Raw genomic sequence first — 16,175 nt, forward strand, 5'->3', positions numbered from 1 at the left:
AGAACGCCTGCAGGGCGGACAAAACCGCTGCGCGCCCGGCTCAGGATGCAGAAGAAACAACACCCGTCGCCATACCTGCCGCATCAGTTGCGGGCTCACTCATGTCGACAGCGATCAGGATCGGGCCTGAGGCCAGGGTTTCCTCATCTTCTTCATCCAGCTCTTCGGCCGTAACGGCATCTGCGTCAGCCACCACGTCCAGGCGCTCTATCACGGTGCCATTCACGTCCAGCGTGATCTCATCGATCTCACCCAGCCGTACCCGCACCCCGGCGCCGCGCGGCAGGCCCTGCGCGCCGGCGGCAGGCAGAACCAGCGGCAATTCGTCGGCGCGCACCAGGTTGTCCTTGAAGGAGGTCGCTGTCAGTTCGGTGATGCCGTGTTGCTGCAGGTACTTCAGCGTCCAGTAGCGCTCTATGCCCGACTGGAAACCGTTATAGGCGCTGTAAGCCGCATCAAAACCCGAGATGATGGAAAACAGTTCAGCGTCTTTGGGCTTGAAGGGGGCAACCAGCGCGGCCGTCGGCCCGTTTTTGGCACAGGCAATGATCTGCCACTGGTTGACCAGGTCGGTGTAGCGGCGCAGCGGCGAGGTGCTCCAGGCGTAGCTTTTCACGCCCAGGCCCGCATGCGGCAGCGACTTCGTGCCCATGCGCACCTTCACGCCGGGCGCCATGCTGGCCTGGCTGCGGTAAATGCCCGGCACGCCCAGCTCAGCCAGCCACTGGCCCCAGGTGCTGTTGGCCAGGATCATGGCCTCGGCCACGATCAGATCGAGCGGGGCGCCACGGTGGCGTGTTGTGATGCTTACGACCTCGTTGCCTATTGGCTCCTGGCCGGAAGGGTTGTCCAGCCTGAAGTTGTAGTCGGGGCGGTTGAAGTTCTCGGGCTTGCCGCGCGCGATCTCGCGCTGCGCTTTCAGGTGTTTTGCCAACTGGTGCAAAAACACCATTTCGTTGGCCCAGGCTACATCCGCCGGTGGTGGCGTGGTCTGCGCAGATTCAAAAAACGCTTCAGTGAAGGTGCTGTCCAGCACATCGTGGCGCAGGTTGCTTTCGATCGGCACCTGTTCAATGCGCGTGTCCGTCCCGCGCACTTCGAGCGTCGCTTCGTCCAGCGTCACATAGAGCGAGACCGCCGGACAGTTGCGGCCCGCCTGCAGCGTGTAGTTTTGCACCACCTCGTCGGGCAGCATCGTGATTTTGTAGCCCGGCATGTAAACGGTGGACAGCCGCGACCGTCCCACGTTGTCAATCGGGCTGCCCGGCAGCACGGCCAGACCCGGCGCGGCAATGTGTATGCCCAGGGTGACGGTGCCCGTGCCCAGGCCCTGCACTGAAAGCGCGTCGTCAATCTCGGTGGTGGCCGAATCGTCAATCGAAAACGCCCTGACATTGGCGAGCGGCAGTTTTTCCTTGTGTGAGGGCGCCTGCAGCGCCGGAAACCCCGTACCCTTGGGAAAGTTTTCGAAGAGAAAACGCTTCCAGTGAAACTGGTAGGCCGAGGTGATGGCGCCGGCTTTTTGCAGCAGGTCCAGCGGGGCGGTGTGGGTGTTGCGCGAGGCCTCGACCACGGCCTTGTATTCGGCGCTGTTCTTGTCGGGCTTGAAAAGAATTTTGTAGAGCTGATCGCGTATGGGTGCCGGGCACTCGCCTTGGGCAAGTTCTTCGGCCCATGCGGTGATTTGCAGCGCAACCTGTTTTTTCTTTTCAATGGCGGCCAGTGCGAGTTGCAAAATTTCGGCGGGCGCTTTCTTGAAGCGCCCTTTGCCGGCGCGCCTGAAGTAATGCGGTGCTTCAAACAGCCTGAAGAGCGCGGCGACCTGCTGCTCCTGCGTGGCGGGTTTGCCGTCGGCACTGAAGTAGTCACGTGCCAGGTCGGCAAAGCCGAATTCATCGTCGCTGGCGAATTCCCAGGCGAGTTCGAGTTCTATGTCCTGGCTGAGCTTTTGTCCCGCGGCCACCAGTTCGGCGGGCGAGGGCTTTTCGAATTTCAGCAGCGCATTGACGGCCTTGACCTTGACACGCTTGCCCGAGTCCAGCTCGACCTGCAGTGAGCTGTCAGCCTCGGACAAAATGCGGCCAGCCAGGAACTTGCCGGCTTCTTCAAACAATACAAACAAAACGTGCGCCTTTAAATGTCTTCAAATGTCGTCAGGAGAAGGGCATCCAGTGTAATCAGCCCACCTGCAATGGCTTAGCGCGCCAGATCCAGGAAGTCCAGGATGGCCGGCAGGTGGTCGTCAAAATCGCTGAGAGCATGGTCGCCGCCTTCCAGAAGTTTGATCCGGGCACCTTTGTAACGCGCTGTCATTTCGCGCCAGTCCAGCACCTCATCGCCTTTGGCAATCACGGCGAAGTAGTGGCCGGGATGCTTGAGCGGGCCAGCGTGCAAGGCCTTCAGTTCATCCACAAATTCGGGCCGGAAGAAAAAAGTCTCTGCCGGGTCGTGCCAGGAGGTCTGCTCGCCTATGTATTTGCCAAGGTCACGCGAGGGCTCAACAGCCGGGTTCAGCAGCACAGCCTTGCAGCCCGTCTGCCCTGCCACCCAGGTCGCGTAAAACCCGCCCAGGGACGAGCCGACCACGGCCATGCCATCGCCATGCGGCCATGTTTTGAGGGTGTCCATGACCTCCTGCATGGCTTGTCTGGGCGAGGGGGGCAGTTGCGGGCACCACCAGGTCACTTGCGGGTACCCGCTGGCCACCAGTGCGGCCATTTTTTGTGCCTTGACGGACTGCGGTGATGAGCGAAAGCCGTGGAGGTAGAGCAGGTGGGTGGTGGGCATGGCCTATCGTAAAGGCATGGCCTTCGCTGTGGCCGTATGGGTAGCTGACGGATAATCCGCATCATGGCCGCAGTTTTCGACAAACCTTCCCTTTTCCAGCGTTCCATGCCGATGTTTCAGGGCTTTGACGGTCCGCTGGCGTTTGCGGTTTTCCTGCTGGCCTGCGCGGGCCTCATGATCATGTATTCGTCGGGTTATGACCACGGCACCCGTTTTGTGGACCATGGCCGCAACATGCTGATTGCCGGCGCCATCATGTTTGTGGTGGCGCAGGTGCCGCCCCAGCGCCTGATGGCGTTTGCCGTGCCGCTTTATGTTTTTGGCGTTGCCCTGCTGGTGGCGGTGGCGATTTTCGGCATCACCAAAAAGGGTGCACGCCGCTGGCTCAATGTGGGCGTGGTCATACAGCCCAGCGAGATCCTCAAGATCGCCATGCCGCTGATGCTGGCCTGGTGGTTCCAGAAACGTGAAGGTCAGTTGCGCCCGCTGGACTTCCTGGTGGCCGGAATGCTGCTGGTGGTGCCGGTCGGGCTGATCATGAAGCAGCCCGACCTGGGCACCTCGCTACTGGTGCTGGCTGCAGGCCTGGCCGTGATATTTTTTGCCGGCCTGAGCTGGAAGCTGATTGCCCCGCCAGTCGTGCTGGGCTTGGTCGCCGTCTTTTTGGTCGTCTGGTTCGAACCGCGCCTGTGCGCTGACGGGGCACGCTGGCCCATCCTGCATGATTACCAGCAGCAGCGCATATGCACCTTGCTGGACCCGTCGCGTGACCCGCTGGGCAAGGGTTTTCACATCATCCAGGGCATGATTGCCATTGGTTCTGGCGGCGTGTTTGGCAAGGGTTTCATGGCCGGGACGCAGACCCACCTTGAATTTATTCCCGAGCGCACGACCGACTTCATCTTTGCAGCCTTTTCAGAAGAATTCGGCCTGGCTGGCAACCTGCTACTGATTGCCGCCTTTATCTTTCTCATCCTGCGCGGGCTGGCGATTGCGATGGAGGCGCCCACGCTGTTTTCCCGCCTGCTGGCTGGTGCCGTGACCATGATTTTTTTCACCTATGCCTTTGTCAATATGGGCATGGTCAGCGGTATCCTGCCGGTGGTGGGTGTGCCGCTGCCCTTCATCAGCTATGGCGGCACGGCCATGGTGACGTTGGGGCTGGCGGTGGGGATTTTGATGTCAATTGCCAAGGCCAAGCGGCTGGTCCAGTCATGAGCACCTGGCCCTGACGGCCTGAAAACGCGGCATACCCTTTCCGGCGCGCCATAAGGCCGGACTGCCTACAATGGCCTGATGACCTCACTCCGCTCTTCCCCGGCCTCAAAACTCAACGCTTCCACGACGTCTTCCACGGTCAGGCCGACCGCAGCGTCAACGTCCGAACGGCTGGAGATTGCGCAAAACCTGCTGCTCAAGCCCTTTGGCCTGACAGAAGCGCATTTGAGCCGGGCACTTGGCGAAATCACCTCCCACGGCGCGGACGATGCGGACCTTTATTTCCAGTACACCCGCAGCGAAGGCTGGAGCCTTGAAGAAGGCATTGTCAAGACCGGTTCGTTCAGCATTGACCAGGGTGTGGGTGTGCGCGCGGTGAGCGGCGAAAAAACCGCCTTTGCCTATTCCGACGATATTTCCGACGCATCTCTGCTCGACGCCGCCCGCACCGTGCGCAGCATCGCCGCCGCCAGCAAATCTGCCCGTGTGAAGACGCCGGGCCGCAAGGTGGCCAGCAGCCGCTCGCTCTACCAGGACCTGGACCCGATTGCCACGCTGGACAGCACGGCCAAGGTCAAGCTGCTGGAAAAAGTTGAAAAACTCGCCAAGGCCAAAGACCCGCGCATCGTGCAGGTGATGGCCGGGCTGGCCAGTGAATACGACGTCGTCATGGTCGCGCGCGCAGACGGGACGCTGGCCGCCGATGTGCGCCCGCTGGTGCGCCTGAGCGTGACGGTGATTGCCGAGAAAAAGGTAGGCGGCGAGGTACGCCGCGAGATGGGTTCTGGCGGCGGCGGTGGCCGTTTCGGCCTGGCCTATTTCGACGACGAGCAGATCGGCCAGTACGTGGCCGATGCCGTCAAGGCGGCATTGACCAACCTCGAAGCGCGCCCTGCACCGGCAGGCGAGATGACGGTGGTGCTTGGTTCCGGCTGGCCCGGTATTTTGTTGCACGAAGCGATTGGCCACGGGCTTGAAGGCGACTTCAACCGCAAGGGCTCCAGCGCATTTGCCGGCAAGATCGGCCAGCGCGTCGCGGCCAAGGGCGTGACAGTGCTGGACGACGGCACGATTGCCGACCGCCGCGGTTCGCTCAACGTTGATGACGAAGGCAATGCCAGCCAGCGCAATGTGCTGATCGAGGACGGCATTTTGAAGGGCTACATCCAGGACTCGCTCAATGCGCGCCTGATGAAGGTCAAGCCGACTGGCAACGGCCGCCGCGAAAGCTACGCCCATGTGCCCATGCCGCGCATGACCAACACCTACATGCTGGGCGGCGACAAGGCGCCTGAAGAAATCGTTGCCAGCATCAAGAAGGGCCTGTACGCCACCAATTTCGGCGGTGGTCAGGTCGACATCACCTCGGGCAAGTTTGTGTTCTCGGCCAGCGAGGCCTTCTGGGTCGAAAACGGCAAGATTCTTTATCCGGTCAAGGGCGCAACGATTGTCGGCAACGGCCCGGATGCACTGACCCGCGTGACCATGATGGGCAACGACATGCAGCTCGACAGCGGTGTCGGCACCTGCGGCAAGGAAGGCCAGAGCGTGCCTGTGGGCGTCGGCCAGCCGACCCTGCGCATTGATGGCCTGACCGTGGGCGGCACGGCCTGATTGCCGTTTCCAGATCAGGCGTGCACTTTGTCGGCTCGCCTTGCCGTGCTGTAGCACTGTCTGCGGCGGGCCTTCGCGTTCACACCTGATCTGAAAACGGCAGAGGTATTTTGGGCCCCATTTCAAGCTGTGCTACATTTCAGCTTATGCACTCCGCAACGTTTTATTTTGGTTACTTTTGGTTCTCAACCGCCTCCGGCCGTCGAGAGACTTTCGCGTAACCTCAAAAAACGCAACAAGATTCTCAAAACCGCCGGACCCCCGGCGGTTTTTTTTTGCCCGGTTTCAAATCGTTTTTACTGTTTAGTCATTGAAGTTTCAGGAAATCAAAGAAGGAAGATTGCGATGAATGCTCCAGCCACCCCCACAGCGAATCCGTCCAAACCAGCCAGCGAGAGCTGGTATGCGAGCGTCGAAAAAACCAGCCAGACCGACGACGAACGCATCAAGGACATCACCGTGTTACCCCCTCCAGAGCATTTGATCCGCTTCTTCCCGATTCGCGGCACGCCCGTTGAATCGCTGATCAGCAATACCCGCAAGAGCATCCACAACATCATGGCCGGCACTGACGACCGCCTGCTGGTTGTCATCGGCCCCTGCTCCATCCACGACCCGGTCGCCGCTCTTGAATACGCACGCCGCCTGATGGAGCAGCGCAAAAAATACGCCGGCACGCTGGAAATCGTGATGCGTGTGTACTTCGAAAAACCGCGTACCACCGTCGGCTGGAAGGGCCTGATCAACGACCCTTACCTCGACGAGAGCTTCCGCATCGACGAAGGCCTGCGCATCGCGCGCCAGCTGCTCATCGAGATCAATCGTCTCGGCCTGCCGGCGGGGAGTGAATTTCTGGACGTGATCTCACCCCAGTACATCGGCGACCTGATTGCCTGGGGCGCGATTGGTGCGCGCACGACTGAAAGCCAGGTGCACCGCGAACTGGCATCCGGCCTGTCGGCGCCCATAGGCTTCAAGAACGGCACCGACGGCAACATCCGCATCGCGACCGACGCCATCCAGGCGGCGGCGCGCGGGCATCACTTCCTGTCGGTGCATAAAAATGGACAGGTCGCCATCGTCCAGACCAACGGCAACCCCGACTGCCACGTGATCCTGCGCGGCGGCAAGGCCCCCAATTACGACGCGGCCAGCGTGTCGGCGGCCTGCAAGGAGCTCGAAGCATCGAAACTGCCGGCCACGCTGATGGTCGACTGCAGCCACGCCAACAGCTCCAAGCAGCATGAAAAGCAGCTCGACGTGGCGCGCGACATCGCCAACCAGGTTTCTGGCGGCTCGAAACAGGTGTTCGGCCTGATGGTCGAAAGCCACCTCCACGCCGGCGCGCAGAAGTTCACGCCGGGCAAGGACGATTCCAGCAAGCTCGAATACGGCAAGAGCATCACCGATGCCTGCCTGTCGTGGGACGATTCGCTCAAGGTGCTGGATGTGCTGTCGCAGGCCGTTGAGACGCGCCGCGCTAAAAAGTAAGCGCCAGCCCGGCGGCAGCTTGCGGGTTTCCGCGAATTGCCGCCCAGCCTTCAAGTGCCGACCATCGCGCTGTGACATCCATAGTCGATACAGCAAGGAGCGGCCATGCGCAGTGAAGTCAGCGTGACATTCAAGGGTGCGCCGCCGGTGCGCATCGACCTCAATGAAGTCCAGCCCATGCCGCACGATGTGGCGCGCTGGTGGCTGGACGACCAGTTCACGCAGATGGGTTGCGAGCCGCTGCGCCCGACGGGCAAGCTGCTGACCGCCGACAAGGTGGTCGTCGTCGCTGAAGCGGCAGGCCTGGCGAAGTTTGCCGAGCCGAAATGGTCGAATGAGTTTGCGCGAGCCGCCAGCGCCGCTTTGGGCAAGCCGGTGGTGCACGTGGATGTCGGCTCGCTGAGCATCAGCTACTGACTTCAACCCGATCCGGCATTCTGTTTGCTACTATTTTTATAGCTGCCCACGTACATGTTTATTGGTCTGGAGGCCGATTGAGCCTCTAAAAATGGCCTTTTTAAACCAATTTTTCGGGTTTTGAGCCTGTCCAGACCGTCAAAACACCAAAATGTTAAGTTGCAGGTTAACATTTTGGCGATTTGTTAACTTGCAACTTAACATTGCCGGTTTTCAGGTTTTCAACGCCGTCAGCAGTTTGGCGTGAATGCCGCCAAAACCGCCATTGCTCATGCACAGCAAATGGTCGCCAGGCCGTGCAGCCGCCTTCACCTGATTGACCACCTCATCAATCGTGCCGGCCACCTGTGCCCGCGTGCCCATGGGGGCAAGGGCAGCCTGCGCATCCCAGTCAAGGCCGCCTGAATGGCAGAACGCCAGGTCTGCGGCTTCCAGGCTCCACGGCAGTTGGGCGGTCATGGTGCCCAGCTTCATGGTGTTGCTGCGCGGCTCGAAGATGGCGAGGATACGGTCGGCCTTTTTGCCTGCCGCGTTGAGCTGGCGGCGCAGGCCGTCCACCGTGGTGTGTATGGCCGTCGGGTGATGGGCGAAGTCGTCATAGACTGTGATATCACCGCCGCCCTGGTGCAGCACGCCGCGCACTTCCATGCGGCGCTTGACGTTCTGGAAGCTCGCCAGTGCTTCGGCCGCCACTTCGGGCGCCACGCCCACATGTTCGGCTGCGGCAATGGCGGCAAGCGCATTGAGCTGGTTGTGCACGCCGCTGACGGCCCACTGCACGCGGGCCACAGGCTTGCCGGCTTTCAGCACCCTGAAGTCGTTGGGTTCGCCGTCGGCGGTGAAGCCTTCAACATTCGATGGGCTGCTGCCAAAGAGTACCCGCTCACTCCAGCAGCCCTTGTCGAGCACGCGCTGCAGGCTGGCTTCCTGCGCATTGACGACCACACTACCCTGTGACGGCACGGTCCGCACAAGATGGTGAAACTGCCTTTCGATGGCCGGGAGGTCGTCAAAGATGTCGGCGTGGTCGAATTCAAGATTGTTGAGGATGGCCGTGCGCGGGCGGTAGTGCACAAACTTGCTGCGCTTGTCGAAGAAGGCGGTGTCGTATTCATCGGCTTCAATGACAAAGGTGTTGCCTTCGCCCAAACGGGCCGAGACGCCGAAATTCAAAGGCACGCCGCCGACCAAAAAGCCCGGCTTCAGGCCTGCGCTTTCCAGAATCCAGGTCAGCATGGCCGTGGTTGTCGTCTTGCCGTGTGTGCCTGCGACGGCCAGCACATGGCGCGGGCCGGTCGCATGGTGCGTGGGGTGATGCAGTACATGGCCGGACAGCCACTGCGGGCCGCTGGTGTACGGAAGGCCGCTGTTCAATATGGCTTCCATCAGCGGGTATTTGGCGCTGCCATCGGGCAAACGTGCACGTGAGACCACATTGCCGATCACAAACACATCCGGTTCAAACGCCATCTGGTCGGCGCTGTAGCCTTCGATCAGCTCTATCCCCAGGGCGCGGAGCTGATCGCTCATGGGCGGGTAGACGCCGGTGTCGCAACCCGTCACCTTGTGGCCGGCCTCGCGCGCGAGCGCCGCCAGGCCGCCCATGAAAGTGCCGCAAATCCCCAGAATATGTATGTGCATGGCGGGTATTCTAGAAGGCGGCTGCATGCTGGCGGCCGTGGCCTAAACTCCTCTTTTGCCCGACATTTGCATCAGACCGTGAACACACTCCAATCCGAAATTGCCGCCACCGCCGCTGCGCTGGTCGTGGAAGAAGGGCTGGAGTACGGCCAGGCCAAGCGCCGCGCCGTCAAGCAGATGGCCCTGCCGCAGCGCACCGAGCTGCCGGGCAACGACCTGATAGAGGACGCAGTGCTGGAATACATCGCCATCTTTTGCGCCGACACCCAGCCTGTCGAACTGCGCGCCCTGCGCGAACTGGCGCTGGTATGGATGCAGCGCATGAGCGGCTTCCGGCCGTATCTGGCCGGTGCGGTCTGGCACGGAACGGCCACGCGGCTGTCCGACATATATATACAGTTGTTCTGTGATGACCCCAAATCAGCCGAAATAGCGCTGATTGAACACAACGTTGATTACGAGCCGCGCACCGTCAAGGGCTTTACCGGTGGCAGCGTTGAGGCGCTGAGCCTGAGCAGCCTGTGCAAGCCGCTCGATGAAAATGTGGGTGTGCATTTCATGGTGTATGACCACAACGACCTGCGCGGTGCGCTCAGGCCCGACGCCAAAGGCCGTACGCCCCGGGGCGATATCGCCGCCGTGCAAAAATTGGTGGCCATGCAGAGCAACCAGCCTGAAGCCACCTGAGCGGACCACCTATATATATATGAATCGCAGAAGCATGCTCTACGGCGGCGCTGCCGCAGTCGCCGCCGCAGCCGGGGCTGGCGTGGCGTGGCGGAAGATTCAGCCGCACCAGACCGTTTCGGCGGTTTCTGCTTCGGCCAACGGCGCCGACCCCTTCTGGAGCCTGAGTTTTGATACGCCGGATGGCCGGCCGCTGACCATGAATACCTTTCGCGGCAAGCCGCTGCTGGTCAATTTCTGGGGAACCTGGTGTCCGCCCTGTATTGAAGAGTTGCCCCTGCTCAACAGTTTTTATGTCGCCAACAAGGCCAGGGGCTGGCAATTGCTGGGCCTGGCCGTCGACCAGCCGAGCGCAGTCCGCAAATGGCTGCAGGCCAAACCGCTGGATTTTGCGGTCGGCATGGCGGGGCTGGGCGGTACTGAGCTCAGCAAGGCCATGGGTAACACGGCAGGCAGCCTGCCGTTTACGGTTGTATTTGATGCGGCGGGGCAGGTGCAGCACCGCAAAATTGGCAAAGTGACGCCGGAAGAGCTCAAACTATGGGCGGCAGCCTGAGATCTGAGATCTGGGATCTGAATCAGGTGCCCGTGGCGTATCTCATCTAAATTACGACAAAAGTAATTTAAAAGTCATCTAAAGATGGTTATCGCGAAAATCGTAACGCCGCCGATTTTCCGATTTACATCCTCTTGCATGATGTACACTCTGCGCTTTCCCGGTCGGGTCTGACGCTGTGGCTTAATGCCTTGCAGCCGTTTAAAAGACCTTCAATTGCTTTAAAGGGTAAAAGCTGAAAGTAAGCGAAAGTTAACGAAGAATGGCCTTGTGCCGCCCTTCGATTCGCAGTCATATCACTCGCGGAGTGACATGCAGATTAAAAAGCCTCAACAGCCTGACAGCGACCCGATCGCGCTGGCATCTACCGTCGTTGGAGACCCCATGGATTTAAGAAAACTCAAGACCCTGATTGACCTTGTCTCAGAGTCCAATGTGTCCGAACTCGAAATCACCGAAGCCGAAGGCAAGGTCCGCATCGTCAAATCCAGCGGCGCACCGCTTGTGATGCAGCAACCGGCCATGGCCATGGTAGCAGCACCGGCGGCCGCACCTGCTGCCAGCGCGGCGGCTCCAGTCGCTGAAGCCGCCCCGGCTGCACCTGCCGGCCACGCCGTCAAGTCGCCCATGGTGGGCACCTTCTACCGGTCCTCGGCACCCGGCGCCAAGGCCTATGTCGAGGTCGGCAGCGTGGTCAAGGAGGGTGAGACCATCTGCATCATCGAGGCGATGAAGATCCTCAACGAGATCGAGGCCGACAAGTCCGGTACGGTCACCAAGATCCTGTGCGAAAACGGCCAGGCCGTGGAGTATGGACAGCCCCTCTTCACCATTGAGTGATGGTGGGGTGACCAGACGATGTTCAAAAAAATACTGATCGCCAACCGCGGCGAGATCGCGCTGAGAATCCAGCGCGCGTGCCGGGAGCTCGGCGTCAAGGCCGTGATGGTTTATTCCGAAGCCGACCGCGATGCCAAATACATCCGGCTGGCCGATGAGTCGGTCTGCATAGGCCCGGCGCCGTCCAAGGACAGCTACCTCAATATGCCGGCCATTATTTCGGCGGCGGAGGTGACGGATGCAGAAGCCATTCACCCCGGCTACGGTTTCCTGAGCGAAAACGCCGACTTTGCCGAACGCGTCGAAAAAAGCGGCTTCAAGTTCATAGGCCCGACGCCGGATTCCATCCGCATCATGGGCGACAAGGTTTCGGCCAAGCAGACCATGATCAAGGCTGGCGTGCCATGCGTGCCCGGCTCTGAAGGCGCATTGCCTGACGATGCCGCCACCATCAAGCGCACGGCCAAGCAGGTCGGCTACCCGGTCATCATCAAGGCCGCAGGCGGCGGCGGCGGGCGCGGCATGCGTGTGGTGCACACCGAAGCGGCGCTTTTGCACGCGGTGCAGACCACCAAGGCCGAAGCTGGCGCAGCTTTCGGCAACCCGGAGGTCTATATGGAGAAATTCCTGCAGAACCCCCGGCACATTGAAATCCAGATCCTGGCCGACCAGCACAAAAACGCTGTCTGGCTGGGCGAGCGCGACTGCTCCATGCAGCGCCGCCACCAGAAGGTGATTGAAGAGGCACCAGCGCCCGGCATTCCCCGCAAGCTGATCGAAAAAATCGGCGAGCGCTGCGTGGCGGCGGTCAAGAAGATAGGCTACCGCGGTGCAGGCACTTTTGAGTTCCTTTACGAAAACGGCGAGTTCTATTTCATTGAGATGAATACCCGCGTGCAGGTCGAGCATCCGGTCACCGAGTGGATCACCGGCATAGATATCGTGCGCACCCAGATCATGGTGGCTGCCGGTGAAAAACTGCCCTTCGTGCAGCGCGACGTGCAACTCAAGGGCCATGCTATCGAGTGCCGTATCAATGCAGAAGACCCCTACAAGTTCACGCCATCGCCAGGCCGCATCACGACCTGGCACACACCGGGCGGGCCCGGCGTGCGCGTGGACTCGCACATCTATGCCAACTATTTTGTGCCGCCGAACTACGATTCCATGATCGGCAAGATCATCGTGCACGGTGACACCCGCGACCAGGCTTTGGCCCGCATGCGCACGGCCCTGGCAGAGACGGTGGTCGAAGGCATCAACACCAACATCCCGCTGCACCGAGAGCTGATGGTGGACGCCAAGTTCACCGATGGCGGCACCAACATCCACTATCTGGAAGAGTGGTTGTCAAAGCGTGACAGATGACCCCCACGGTCGTCCACTGCGTGTGCTCCCTGCCCCCCGAGGGGGCCGCTGCGCCTGCGGTCCGGCAAAGCCGGTCCCGCGGCCCCTGCTTGCCTAAGAGCATGGACACTTTGTTTCTTCTACTGTGCGTGGCATAGATGTTTGAACTTGTATTGCTGGTACCTGCAGAAGGCGTCGAAAACATTAGCGAGGCACTTGACGCTTTGGACGCGCTCAGTGTGTCGGTCGAAGACGCCGATGCCGAGACCCCCGCCGAGCGTGCGCTGTTCGGTGAGCCCGACATGCCGCCCCCAAAAGACGGCTGGGATCGCTCCCGTGTGGTGGCACTGTTTGCCACTGAGGCGCTGGCTCGGGAGGCCAGCAGTCTGCTGCAGGCACAGGATTTTTTTGCGGAGTGCAAACTGGTCGCCATTCAGCCGGTGCCCGAGCAGGACTGGGTTCGTTTGACGCAATCGCAGTTTGCGCCTGTAGAGATCACGCCGGAGTTCTGGATCGTCCCGACCTGGCATGAACCGCCTGCACAGGCGAAGCAGCTGATACGTCTGGACCCGGGCCTCGCTTTTGGTACGGGCACGCATCCGACGACACGCATGTGCCTGCGCTGGATAGCGGGGCAGGGCGCTGCCGGAAAAGCCCTGGGCCGCGTGCTCGACTATGGTTGCGGCTCAGGCATTCTGGCGATAGGTGCAGGAAAGTTTGGCGCAATGGATATCGATGCAGTGGACATCGATGAAGCCGCTGTGCAATCAACACGCGCCAACGCCGAAGCCAACCACGTCACCCTGAATGCGGGGTTGCCCGACAAGGCCAAGGGCGTTTACCAGACAGTGCTGGCCAACATCCTTGCAACACCGCTCAAGGTATTGGCGCCGCTGCTGTGCGCACATGTTGAAAAGGGCGGCAACCTCCTGCTGGCAGGTATTCTTGAGCGCCAGGCCGACGAGCTCAAGGCCGCCTACGCACCATGGTGCGCGCTTGAAGTGGCTGATACTGAGGACGGCTGGATTCTGATGACCGCCCGGGTCTGATTCCGCCTGCCTGCTCGCCTTTTTTGCTCCTGATTCAGGAGCTTTCAGCCCCTTACAATACAGCGCTAGATGAGCCTCATCACGCGCTGTCCCGCCTGCGGCACGATGTTCAAAGTCGTGGCCGACCAACTCAAAGTCTCGCAGGGCTGGGTGCGATGCGGGCATTGCTCGGAAGTGTTTGATGCCTCTCTGCATCTTCAGCCCGCGCAAACGACGCCCCAGACTCCTTCATCGCATGACGCCGATCCGCAGCAGCATGCTTATGCCGGGCAGCCACCTCAGGGCTACCTGCCGCCACAGGAGTCCGCGCCTGTCCAGCACGCGCCTCAGCCTGTTCAGGCTGAACAACTACAGGATGACCCCTCCTGGACACCTGGCGTGTTTTTCAACAGCCGGCCGCCTGTCTCCACTTCGCAGCCCTACGTTGAACAAGCTGTGCCTGGCCAGAGTCATGCCAACAGCTTTCGGGCTGCTTCAGTCCCGGAAGACGAGCCGCAGCGCGAGCCCTATCACCGCGATGGCGTGGAAGCTGATGAATACGGTGAAGCCGTGCGCGTCATGGCGGCAGAGGCGCAGGACAGGGATGGCGACAACCATTCAACGCCGCTCTATACAGAGGACTCCGTCCGGGGGCACTTGCTGGATGAATCTGCTACCTCGCATGACGTCTCTTTTGTAAGGGACGCCAGGCGCAAGGCCTTCTGGCGCAAGCCGGCTGTGCGTGTGGTGCTGGTGGCGTTGAGCCTGCTGCTCGCGGCCGGGCTTGTGCTGCAGGTAGCCATACAGCAGCGTGACCAGATCGCTGCCCTGCAACCTGCCCTCAGGCCCTGGCTTGATGCCGTCTGCGAGCAGATGCACTGCGATGTCGGGCCGCTGCGCCGTATCGAAAGTGTGGTGATCGACAGCTCTGCCTTCAACAAGATGGACGCCGATTCCTACCGCTTGAGTTTTTCCCTGAAAAACACTGGTGCGACGCCGGTGGCCATGCCCCATCTTGAAGTGACGCTGACCGACATGCAGGACCAGGCTGTTGTGAGGCGTGTGCTTTCCCCGGCCCAGTTTGGCGCCTCCAGCACCATGCTGGTCTCTGGTTCTGACTTTGCCGGTTTTGTCGTCATGCAGGTGCTGGCTGCAGATACCTCCGCTGCTGCATCAGCGGCTGTCCCGCTACGGGTGGCCGGCTACCGCATGCTTGCTTTTTATCCCTGACCCTTTCCCTGAAATTTTTAAAACGAGAAAACAATGCCTGCTGTAATTTGTGGATCCCTCGCCTTTGACACCATCATGACCTTTGAGGGAAAATTTTCGGAGCAGATATTGCCCGATCAGTTGCACATCCTCAATGTGTCCTTCCTTGTGCCGGCCTTGCGCCGCGAGTTCGGCGGCTGTGCAGGCAACATCGCCTATGCGCTCAAGCAGCTGGGCGGCACACCCTTGCCTATGGCCACTGTGGGCAGTGATGGCGCCGAATACGCCGCACGCATGAAGGGCATGGGCATCAGTACGGAGTTTGTGCGCGAGGTGACTGATGCCTATACGGCGCAGGCCATGATCATGACTGACCGCGACAACAACCAGATCACGGCCTTCCACCCCGGCGCCATGATGCAGGCACACATTACCCGCATCGAAGCGCGCAGCGACATCAGGATTGGCATCATCTCCCCTGACGGCCGCGATGCCATGCTGCAGCATGCAGAGCAGTTCAAGGCTGCGAATATTCCGTTCGTGTTTGATCCGGGCCAGGGCCTGCCCATGTTTGATGGAAAGGACCTCGCACATTTCGTCGAACTGGCGACCTGGGTGACCGTGAACGACTACGAAGCCAAGCTGCTCAGCGACCGCACCGGACTGTCGATTGCCGAACTCTCAAAACGTGTTGAAGGCCTGATCGTCACCCTGGGCGCCCACGGCTCCGAGGTATGGGTCGGCGGCGAGAAAACGCTGGTTGCGCCTAGCAAGGCCAAAGAAGTGGTGGACCCTACCGGCTGCGGCGATGCCTTCCGCGGCGCGCTGCTGTTTGGCCTGGAGCAGGGCTGGTCGCTGGTCAAGTGTGCCGAGCTGGGCAACCGCGTAGGCGCCCACAAGATCGCCTACCGTGGCGGCCAGAACTACACGCTCGACGGCATCAAGTAGAGCGGCAGTCGGCCTGCCGGTGAAGCTGATCTGTCAGCCGCTGCCAGGTCGCAGTGGCTGCAGTTTCCGCAGAAAGCCGGATCTGCTTTCTGCGTGAAGTCTGTCCTCGCACCAGCTCCAGTGAGTTGCGGGCGATGTCCAGTTGGGATGCCAGCCATTTGATGAGGGCTTCATTGGCCTTGCCCTCAACAGGCGGTGCCTTCAGCCTGAGCTTCAATGCAACCGGACTGGTGGGGCCATCCTCGTTATAAAGCCCGTCAACCTGCGTTTTGTTTGCGTTGGGCATCACCTGTATGTCGATGATGACGCCGCCGCTTTTGTCCTCGCGCACAAAGGGCATTCCTGAAACGCCGGTGAGTTGTGCCGTGAGGGCTGAGTTTCCTGTTGCCATG

General features: G+C 60.6%; 15 protein-coding genes. 11 read left to right on the forward strand and 4 right to left on the reverse strand.

Features of this window, described 5'->3' with window-relative positions; genetic code table 11:
• Positions 1 to 40: 40 nt before the first annotated feature.
• A complete protein-coding gene (locus HYX42_RS07160; RefSeq protein WP_293401319.1) occupies positions 41 to 2,122 on the reverse strand; it encodes an RNB domain-containing ribonuclease in 2,082 nt (693 codons plus the stop codon).
• Between the two features lie 74 nt (positions 2,123 to 2,196).
• Positions 2,197 to 2,787 (reverse strand): YqiA/YcfP family alpha/beta fold hydrolase, encoded by a 591-nt coding sequence (locus HYX42_RS07165; RefSeq protein ID WP_293401321.1) that lies wholly within the window; start codon positions 2,785 to 2,787, stop codon positions 2,197 to 2,199.
• Between the two features lie 63 nt (positions 2,788 to 2,850).
• On the opposite strand from HYX42_RS07165, the gene rodA reads away from it, so the two are divergent.
• From rodA to HYX42_RS07185, 4 genes are all read left to right on the forward strand, one after another.
• Positions 2,851 to 4,005, forward strand: a complete 1,155-nt coding sequence (gene rodA / locus HYX42_RS07170; RefSeq protein ID WP_293401323.1) for a rod shape-determining protein RodA — start codon at positions 2,851 to 2,853, stop codon at positions 4,003 to 4,005.
• A 78-nt stretch (positions 4,006 to 4,083) separates the two neighbouring features.
• A complete protein-coding gene (tldD, locus tag HYX42_RS07175; protein ID WP_293401325.1) occupies positions 4,084 to 5,619 on the forward strand; it encodes a metalloprotease TldD in 1,536 nt (511 codons plus the stop codon).
• 345 nt (positions 5,620 to 5,964) lie between these two features.
• On the forward strand, positions 5,965 to 7,110 hold the full coding sequence (locus tag HYX42_RS07180; RefSeq protein WP_293401327.1) for a 3-deoxy-7-phosphoheptulonate synthase: 1,146 nt from the start codon (positions 5,965 to 5,967) through the stop codon (positions 7,108 to 7,110).
• 105 nt (positions 7,111 to 7,215) lie between these two features.
• On the forward strand, positions 7,216 to 7,527 hold the full coding sequence (locus tag HYX42_RS07185) for a hypothetical protein (RefSeq protein ID WP_293401329.1): 312 nt from the start codon (positions 7,216 to 7,218) through the stop codon (positions 7,525 to 7,527).
• Positions 7,528 to 7,740: 213 nt separating this feature from the next.
• On the opposite strand, the gene mpl is transcribed toward HYX42_RS07185, so the two are convergent.
• Entirely contained in the window at positions 7,741 to 9,168 is a 1,428-nt protein-coding gene (gene mpl / locus HYX42_RS07190; RefSeq protein WP_293401331.1) for a UDP-N-acetylmuramate:L-alanyl-gamma-D-glutamyl-meso-diaminopimelate ligase, read from the reverse strand.
• Between the two features lie 78 nt (positions 9,169 to 9,246).
• Here mpl and HYX42_RS07195 point away from each other — a divergent pair, with 78 nt between their 5' ends.
• From HYX42_RS07195 to HYX42_RS07225, 7 genes are all read left to right on the forward strand, one after another.
• Positions 9,247 to 9,855, forward strand: a complete 609-nt coding sequence (locus tag HYX42_RS07195) for a hypothetical protein (RefSeq protein ID WP_293401333.1) — start codon at positions 9,247 to 9,249, stop codon at positions 9,853 to 9,855.
• Positions 9,856 to 9,874: 19 nt separating this feature from the next.
• Positions 9,875 to 10,411 carry a TlpA disulfide reductase family protein gene (locus HYX42_RS07200; RefSeq protein WP_293401335.1) on the forward strand — a complete coding sequence of 179 codons (537 nt, stop codon included), beginning with the start codon at positions 9,875 to 9,877 and terminating at the stop codon, positions 10,409 to 10,411.
• A 384-nt stretch (positions 10,412 to 10,795) separates the two neighbouring features.
• Positions 10,796 to 11,251: an acetyl-CoA carboxylase biotin carboxyl carrier protein gene (gene accB, locus HYX42_RS07205; RefSeq protein WP_293402424.1), complete on the forward strand. Its 456-nt coding sequence runs from the start codon at positions 10,796 to 10,798 to the stop codon at positions 11,249 to 11,251.
• Between the two features lie 18 nt (positions 11,252 to 11,269).
• Positions 11,270 to 12,619, forward strand: coding sequence for an acetyl-CoA carboxylase biotin carboxylase subunit (gene accC / locus HYX42_RS07210; RefSeq protein WP_293401337.1), 1,350 nt, complete (start codon positions 11,270 to 11,272; stop codon positions 12,617 to 12,619).
• 137 nt (positions 12,620 to 12,756) lie between these two features.
• Positions 12,757 to 13,647: a 50S ribosomal protein L11 methyltransferase gene (gene prmA / locus HYX42_RS07215; protein WP_293401339.1), complete on the forward strand. Its 891-nt coding sequence runs from the start codon at positions 12,757 to 12,759 to the stop codon at positions 13,645 to 13,647.
• A gap of 69 nt (positions 13,648 to 13,716) precedes the next feature.
• Positions 13,717 to 14,856, forward strand: coding sequence for a DUF3426 domain-containing protein (locus HYX42_RS07220; RefSeq protein WP_293401341.1), 1,140 nt, complete (start codon positions 13,717 to 13,719; stop codon positions 14,854 to 14,856).
• A gap of 33 nt (positions 14,857 to 14,889) precedes the next feature.
• Positions 14,890 to 15,783 (forward strand): carbohydrate kinase family protein, encoded by an 894-nt coding sequence (locus HYX42_RS07225; protein ID WP_293401343.1) that lies wholly within the window; start codon positions 14,890 to 14,892, stop codon positions 15,781 to 15,783.
• On the opposite strand, the gene HYX42_RS07230 is transcribed toward HYX42_RS07225, so the two are convergent.
• Positions 15,776 to 16,174, reverse strand: a complete 399-nt coding sequence (locus tag HYX42_RS07230; RefSeq protein ID WP_293401345.1) for a DUF167 domain-containing protein — start codon at positions 16,172 to 16,174, stop codon at positions 15,776 to 15,778. The two genes, HYX42_RS07225 and HYX42_RS07230, sit on opposite strands and share 8 nt — an antisense overlap.
• Between the last annotated feature and the right edge of the window lies 1 nt (position 16,175).

The sequence above is a fragment of the Polaromonas sp. genome (genome assembly GCF_016185115.1).
Lineage (GTDB): Bacteria > Pseudomonadota > Gammaproteobacteria > Burkholderiales > Burkholderiaceae_C > Polaromonas.